General features: G+C 61.5%; 7 protein-coding genes. 5 read left to right on the top strand and 2 right to left on the bottom strand.

What is annotated here, in order from left to right:
* Positions 1-12: 12 nt before the first annotated feature.
* On the bottom strand, positions 13-300 hold the full coding sequence (locus PUT78_RS11670; RefSeq protein ID WP_274352441.1) for a co-chaperone GroES: 288 nt from the start codon (positions 298-300) through the stop codon (positions 13-15).
* Positions 301-564: 264 nt separating this feature from the next.
* Between PUT78_RS11670 and PUT78_RS11675 the strand changes: the two genes are divergently transcribed.
* The 4 genes from PUT78_RS11675 to PUT78_RS11690 all read left to right on the top strand — a co-directional run bounded on the left by PUT78_RS11675 (position 565) and on the right by PUT78_RS11690 (position 4,205).
* Complete coding sequence (locus PUT78_RS11675; protein ID WP_274352442.1) at positions 565-1,482, top strand: manganese-dependent inorganic pyrophosphatase; 918 nt, start codon at positions 565-567, stop codon at positions 1,480-1,482.
* The gene (locus PUT78_RS11680; RefSeq protein ID WP_274352443.1) at positions 1,479-2,360 is read left to right on the top strand and encodes a TIGR01459 family HAD-type hydrolase; all 882 of its coding nucleotides are present in this window, start codon (positions 1,479-1,481) and stop codon (positions 2,358-2,360) included. Before PUT78_RS11675 ends, PUT78_RS11680 begins: the two co-directional genes overlap by 4 nt.
* A 431-nt stretch (positions 2,361-2,791) precedes the next feature.
* Positions 2,792-3,235 (top strand): MaoC family dehydratase, encoded by a 444-nt coding sequence (locus PUT78_RS11685; protein ID WP_274352444.1) that lies wholly within the window; start codon positions 2,792-2,794, stop codon positions 3,233-3,235.
* 40 nt (positions 3,236-3,275) lie between these two features.
* The gene (locus PUT78_RS11690; RefSeq protein ID WP_274352445.1) at positions 3,276-4,205 is read left to right on the top strand and encodes a bifunctional riboflavin kinase/FAD synthetase; all 930 of its coding nucleotides are present in this window, start codon (positions 3,276-3,278) and stop codon (positions 4,203-4,205) included.
* A gap of 299 nt (positions 4,206-4,504) precedes the next feature.
* On the opposite strand, the gene PUT78_RS11695 is transcribed toward PUT78_RS11690, so the two are convergent.
* Positions 4,505-5,578 (bottom strand): cytochrome c3 family protein, encoded by a 1,074-nt coding sequence (locus tag PUT78_RS11695; protein ID WP_274352446.1) that lies wholly within the window; start codon positions 5,576-5,578, stop codon positions 4,505-4,507.
* A gap of 127 nt (positions 5,579-5,705) precedes the next feature.
* Here PUT78_RS11695 and PUT78_RS11700 point away from each other — a divergent pair, with 127 nt between their 5' ends.
* Positions 5,706-7,166, top strand: coding sequence for a ferredoxin reductase family protein (locus PUT78_RS11700; RefSeq protein ID WP_274352447.1), 1,461 nt, complete (start codon positions 5,706-5,708; stop codon positions 7,164-7,166).
* Positions 7,167-7,404 lie beyond the last annotated feature (238 nt).

Genomic DNA, 7,404 nt, shown 5'->3' on the forward strand with positions numbered 1-7,404 from the left:
AATCGGAAGCGATCAGGCCAAAACGCCCAGAATATCGCTTTCTTTCATGATCAGCAGCTCTTCACCATCGACGGTGACTTCGGTGCCCGACCATTTGCCGAACAGAACACGGTCGCCGGCTTTTACAGCCATCGCGATCAGTTCGCCGGAATCCTTGCGTGCGCCTTCACCGGTTGCGATGATCTCGCCCTCGGCGGGCTTTTCCTTGGCGCTGTCTGGAATGATCAGACCGCCCTTGGTTTTATCGTCGCCTTCGACACGACGGACGAGAACACGGTCATGCAGCGGTTTGAATGCCATCTGAGAACGCTCCTTTGGTTCCAGGTTGAAATCTGTTAGCACTCATGCGGCACGAGTGCTAACGGCGCATAGGTAGGCATAGGATCATCCGCTGTCAACACCCGTATACCGGAAAAATAATCGTCACGTGGCAGGGGTTCACCTGCCCCGGTATGGGTGGTTGATGTCGCGGCGATCAATCTGCCAGCCCTTGCGTGACAATGCGGCGCTGCGGCGGTATAAACCTGCGCGAACACATCCCAGCCCAATATGCGGACCTTCAAAATGATCAAAGTCTTCGGCCATTTTTCCCCTGATACCGATTCGACCGGCTCGCCTCTTATATGGGCCTGGTATCTGTCACAGGTGCGGAATACCCCCGCACAGGCCGTGCTTCTGGGGCAACCCAATTCGGAAGCGAAATTCGTGCTGAACCATTGGGGCATGGACCAGCCCGACATCCTGACGGACCTGCCCGCGGGCACGCCCGTTGTGATTGTTGACACCAACAACCCCGCCGAACTGCCCGCCACCATCAATCAGGCCGATATCCTCGCCATCATCGACCACCACAAACTGGTGGGCGGGCTGGAAACCAAAGGGCCGATCGACATTACCATGCGCCCGCTGGCCTGCACCGCGACCATCATGCATGAGCTGATCGGCGCGGACATGGCGCAGGCGCCGCGCGCCATCAAGGGGCTGATGCTGTCGTGCATCCTGTCGGACACGCTGGAATTTCGTTCACCCACCACCACGCCCACCGACCGCGCCCTGGCCGATGCGCTGGCCGAGGATCTGGGCGTTGATATGGGCGAACTGGCCAGCGCGATGTTTGCTGCAAAATCCGACATTTCCAGCTTCAGCGATGCGGAATTACTGCGGATGGATTCCAAGAATTTCGAGGTGGGCGACAAGAAATTCCGCGTGTCGGTTCTGGAAACCACATCCCCCGGTCAGGTTCTGGCCCGCAAGGACAGCCTGATGCGCAGCATGGAAACCGTCGCGGCAGAGGATGGCGCGGATCAGGTGCTGCTGTTCATCGTGGATATCCTGAATGAAGAAGCCACGCTGTTGCTGCCCAATGACCTGACGCGCAGGCTTGCGCAGAAATCCTTCGGGGTGGATGCGACAGGCGACAATGTGGTGCTGCCCGGTGTCATGAGCCGCAAGAAACAGATCATCCCGGTACTTGCGCTGTGACGCGCCTGCTGACGGGGTTCGCGCAGGTTGCGGCAGATTATGAACTGGCGCTGGTAGATCTGTGGGGCTGTGTCCATAACGGGCGCAGCATTCACGCCAGCGCGCAAGCTGCGCTATGTGCATTTCGTGAAAATGGCGGGCGGGTGCTGCTGGTGACGAACGCGCCGCGCACGGCGGCTTCCGTGCAGGCCCGGCTGGATGAGATGGGCCTGTCGCGCGACGCCTATGACGGCATTGTCACATCTGGCGACGCCACGCAGGAAGCGCTGCTGACTGGTGCTGTGGGCCGCAAGGTCTGGCACCTTGGCCCGGCCAAGGATGATGACCTGTTCCTGAACCTGCCCCATTGGGCGGCGGAACATGCCCCCATCACCCGCGTCGGTTTTGATGATGCTGAAGGGATTGTCTGCACTGGTCCCTTCGACGACATGACCGACACGCCGGAAGATTATCGCGGGCGTCTGTTATCGGCCAAGGTGCGGGGGCTGAAAATGCTGTGCGCCAATCCCGACCTTGTGGTCGATTACGGCGATACGCGGATTTACTGCGCCGGGGCGCTGGCGCAGCTTTACACTGAAATGGGCGGCGAGGCGCTGTATTTCGGCAAACCCCACCCTCCGATCTATGACCTGGCGCGCAGGCATGCCGCGCAACTGGGGCTGAAATTTTCCAGCGACCGGGTAATCGCCATAGGCGACGGTATTCATACCGATATTCAGGGCGGCATTGCCGAAGGCATCGACACGCTGTTTGTGACCGGCGGTCTGGCCGCGCATGAATTCGGCCCCAACCCTGCCACGCCGGACCCTGACCGCTTGCAGGAATGGCTGGCGGCAAAGGAACTGATGCCGACTTTCGCAATTCCTTATCTCGGTTGATACGGACATTCGCGCACCTACAGGCGCGGAGCAAAAGCCGCAAGGCCGCCGCGCCACCGGCGGGCCGTCCTGCGGCCTGCCGGTTTGGCTGGCATTGCCTCTCGCATTGAAGGACGGGGTATGCCGCCTGCATAAAGTGATCCCCTATAACGCCGGACCGGCAGTCCCCGGCCAGACCTGTGGCGCGGCTACATCCATGACCAGAACACGTGCGACCCCGCCATACCCTGGTCACGCGCGCCCTGCATTGCCCCCTCGGCACCACAGGTCCGGGATCGCAGACCGAAGTAATAAAATTACTACAATAGTCGTTATTTGGAATTAAAATTCCAAGGCATGTTGCGCGACGCCGCGATTCAGGGTAATGCTGCACTGCAACAAAACGTCAGATTCGGCGCGACGAAAGGTATGCAGCAATGTTGGACCATGGCATGAATGACAATCTTCCCCGCGGCACCATCTGTATTGAGGATCTTGAAATCGGGATGACGCGCCATCTGCGCAAGGAAATCACCGATCGCGATATCGAACTTTTTGCCGAAGTCTCGACCGACCGGAACCCGGTGCATCTGGATGATGCCTATGCGCAGGACACCATATTTGAAGGGCGCATTGCACATGGCATGCTGACCGCAGGACTGGTTTCCGCAGTGATTGGCGAACAACTGCCCGGCCATGGCACCATCTATATGGGCCAGAGCCTGAAATTCATGGCCCCCGTGCGTCCCGGTGATGTGGTGCTGGCAGAAGTCTCGGTTCTGACCATTGATTACGCCAAGCGCCGCGTCACTCTTGATTGTCGGTGCAGTGTAGGCAATACGACTGTTCTGAAGGGTGAAGCCACTGTGCTGGCACCCAGCCGGAAATTCGACTAAGTCGGGATGCATGCGCGCCATTGTATCCCGCAGGGGACAGATGCGTATTGTAAACCACTGGACATCGCTGGACGCGCATTGCAGGGGCGCATCGGTTGCCATGGGCAATTTCGATGGCGTGCATCTGGGCCACCAGACAGTTATCGACCTTGCACGGCGCGATAATGCGCCTTTGGGCATTGTCACCTTTGAACCCCATCCGCGCGAATTTTTCGCCCCTTCCGCCCCCCCGTTCCGGCTGATGAATGCCGAAGCCCGCACCAACCGGCTGGCGCGCATGGGGGTGTCATGCCTGTATCAACTGCCATTCGGGCCGGAACTGTCGGGGTTTTCGCCGCAGGATTTCGCGCAGATCGTGCTGCATCAGGGGCTGGGCGTGTCGCATGTCGTAATCGGCGCCGACTTCTGTTTCGGAAGGGGCCGCAAGGGCACCGCGCAGGATCTGGCACAATACGGGCGCGATCTGGGGTTTGACGTGACCATCGCGCCCTTGTTGCGCGACAGTGACGCGGTATTTTCGTCCACCGCCATCCGCGCCGCGCTGACGGATGGCCGCCCACGCGACGCCGCGCGCATGCTGGGCCATTGGCACCGTATCGACGGGGTCGTTCTGCATGGCGAGAAGCGCGGGCGCGGGCTGGGCTACCCCACGGCGAACATGTCCATCGCTGGCCTGCACCCGCCACGATTCGGGGTGTATGCCGTGCAGGTGGATGTGCTGACCGGCCCGCATACCGGGCGCTATGGCGGCGTTGCTTCCATGGGGGTGCGGCCGATGTTCGGGGAAAACCAACCCAATCTGGAAAGTTTCCTGTTCGGTTTCGATGGCGATCTGTATGGCGCGCATCTGTCTGTGGCGTTGGTTGAACACCTGCGTGATGAGATGAAATTCGACGGCCTTGATGCCCTTATCGCGCAAATGGACCGCGATAGCGCACAGGCACACACCATTCTTGCGGCATTGGACTGACGCGGGATGATGTTGACTATTGGCCTTTTCGAACGCTGATTACGAGACAAAAGCCCGCGCTATCGGCGGGCCGGGGTCTGTCGGTCCCAGGTCGGAGACGCGCAGTTTATGCAGGCGGCATACTCCGGCATCCATGGTGTGCTGTGCGCAGGGGTCATCGGCAGGCCGCGGGACGACCCGCCGATGACGCGGGACTGCTTGCGGCCTTTGCTCCGCGCCTTTGGGCGTCCCCTTCATGCAAGAAGCAAACGCAAACAAGGTATTTCACGCTGATCGTATGATACTCCGCTATCTCCCGCTCAGGGCCGCGCCATACGGGACATGTCGACATCCACCTGCTGCGACAGGTCTTGCAGACTGTCATACAGGATTTGCAGCATATAGCGCGGGTTATGCACATAGCCGCCGGGATCCTTGGCCGCGACCTGATAGTTGTAAGCCGCCTTCAGCAGGCGCGGGGTCCAGGACTGATAGCGGTTGCCATGCGTTGCCTGTTCATAAGGCAGCTCACCCGTACCATCAGGATCAGCAAAGAAATACGGATGACGCGACACATAGGCAATCGGTGCACCCGCAACCTGCGCGCCATATTCACGGATCGCCGCCAGAAGTTCGCCTTGTAATGCCATGATTTCACTATGAATACCGCCCGCCCTGTCACCTGTCCCGGCAAAGTCGCGGTGCTGGGTCCGGATGTCGCGGATATCAGCCACCCCCTGATGGCAGGTCAGGCAGCCATCGGTTTCAACAGCAGTGCTGTGTGGATCATGGCAGGCCACGCAGCTATCGGCACCGGGCACATGCATGAACCGCCCCGCATAGCTGCGCCCCGCATAGTGATAGCCCGGCCCCGCCTGCGCGCCCAGCATCGTGGCCGCAGACGCCGCATAATGAATATTCACGAAGCCCAGATCGGCAGACACTGCGTCATCATCCATCCCCGCAACCCGCGCCGCAACCTGGTCGCCCGATTGCCGCCCCTGATGGCATACCATGCAGGTGGCCTGCGCGCCCAGATCTTCCGCCACCACGCCGGACGGAAAGGTGACCGCATCCAGCGCATGCGCCTCGGACGTGTGGCAGGCCACGCAGCCTATGGGCGAATTTATCACACCGGGGCTGTGGACTGCGCCTGCCGGGCTGCCATCGGCGCCCAGAAAATCCAGAAACCCCGTTTCCGAATGGCACATGGCGCAGGATTCGGGCACCTGCCCCGCGTCATTCCAATAGGTGAAAGACAGTGAATGATAATCGCCATGCGGGGAATTCAGCCATGCCGCAATCAGCCGCTCCAGCCCGACCAGATCGCTGGCACGGGCTTGTGGCGGTGCAAGCAATACCATCACCATGATCAGAATGGAAACAAGGCGCATCTGCCCCCCCTTTTGCCTTCGCTATGACAAGGGTAGCATGCCGCCTGTCCACAACGCTTGATCTGCATCATGGCAGATGTGATCCTGTGCCCCACAGTCTGGCCGGAACAGGAGTGCATTTCAAGCCATGCCGCACATGAACGCCTTTTTCGCCCTTCGCCCGTCCGGCCCCGGCCTTGCACTGGGCTATGTGCTGGCAGCCACCCTGCCGCTGGCCCTTGCCCTGACCCAGAAAACCGCCCCGGCGTCCGGCTGGGAATATGCCGCAGCGGCAATGGGCATGATCGCCCTGCTGGGAATGGCGGTGCAGTTCGTCACATCAGGGCGGTTCGAAAACCTGTCCGGGCGGCTGGGCATCGACAAGATCATGGGTTTTCACAAACTGGCCGCATCCTGGCTGGCTTTGGCCGTGGTGCTGCACCCGCTGGCCTATATCTGGCCCACATTTGCCGCAGATCCCGCATTGGGCTGGCTGCGGCTGCAATTCTATCTGACCGCCCCCGCCTACCTGTCCGGTGTGGTGGCGCTGGGGGCGTTGGTGGTGCTGATTGCCAGCTCCATCCTGCGCGACCGCCTGCCATGGCGCTACGAGGCGTGGCGCGCGGTGCATGTAGTGCTGGCGCTGGTTGCCGTGGCTGGTGGGCTGCACCATGCCATTGCCGTGGGCCGTTTCAGCGCGCAAGGCCCGCTTGCAGCATTCTGGTGGGCGGTGGGCGCAGTTGTGCTGGCGGTGATGGTCACGCTCTATGGCTGGCGTTGGGCGCAGTTGCGTCGGCACAAGTGGCGGCTGGCATCCGTCACCAAACGTGCCGACCGCATGTGGGAACTGGACATACAACCCGCATCCGGCACCCCTGCCTTGCCCTATCACGCGGGCCAGTTCGTCTGGATGACCGAAGGCACGCGGCGCTTTCCGCTGTTTGACCACCCGTTTTCCATATCCGACAGCCCCGCACGCCCAGGAATAAGCCTGCTGATCAAGGAAGCAGGCGATTTCACCAACCGGATCGGGGACTTGCCGCAAGGCCACGCCATCGGCATTGACGGGCCATATGGCGAATTCAGCCTGCAGGCGCATGACCCGAAGGCCGTGCTGCTGATCGGCGGCGGCGTGGGGATCGCGCCGGTGCTGGGCATCTTGCGCGACATGGTGGCGCGCGGCGACACGCGGCCCGTGCGACTGGCCTATGCGGTCGGCGCATTGCAGAATTTCGCCTGCCTGGATGAAATGCGCGCCGCCACACGAACACTGGACCTGCGCCTGTGGCTGACCTGCGAAGATGGCGCAGCGCGCCCCGACATACTGCCCGGTCGTCTGACACGGGAACGGCTGGCAGACATGCTGGACGGGCTGGACCCTGCGCAAACCAAGGCCCTGATCTGCGGCCCCGGCCCGATGGTGGTGGCCGTGTCGGATACGCTGCTTGATCTGGGCCTGCCTATGGCCAATGTGATCTATGAACGCTTCGACTATGCCGCTGGGGCACGGTCACGACAGGACCGCGCCCGCACGCGCAACATTCTGGCTGTGGGCGGCGCCGTTGCAGCGCTGGTGGCTGGCTTTACAGCACTGGCGGGGCTGGTCTGAAGCGGCGCGCAAACCTCCCGGGACACGGAACAACCACCGCAACACGCAGCACAGGGGCACAAACACCCTGTCTGCTTTCATTCTGGCCCAAAATATCCACCGGGGTTTCACAAGGGGGGCGTGCCCCCCTTGTGGCAGGGGGCTTGGGGGGGGGGGGCCCCCCCCCCCCCCCCCCCCAAAAAACCCCCCCCCCACAACCCCGGAGGCGGCGCGTTGCAAAGAAGCCCTAAAAACCCAC

This window comes from Roseinatronobacter alkalisoli, from assembly GCF_028745735.1.
Taxonomy (GTDB): domain Bacteria; phylum Pseudomonadota; class Alphaproteobacteria; order Rhodobacterales; family Rhodobacteraceae; genus Roseinatronobacter; species Roseinatronobacter alkalisoli.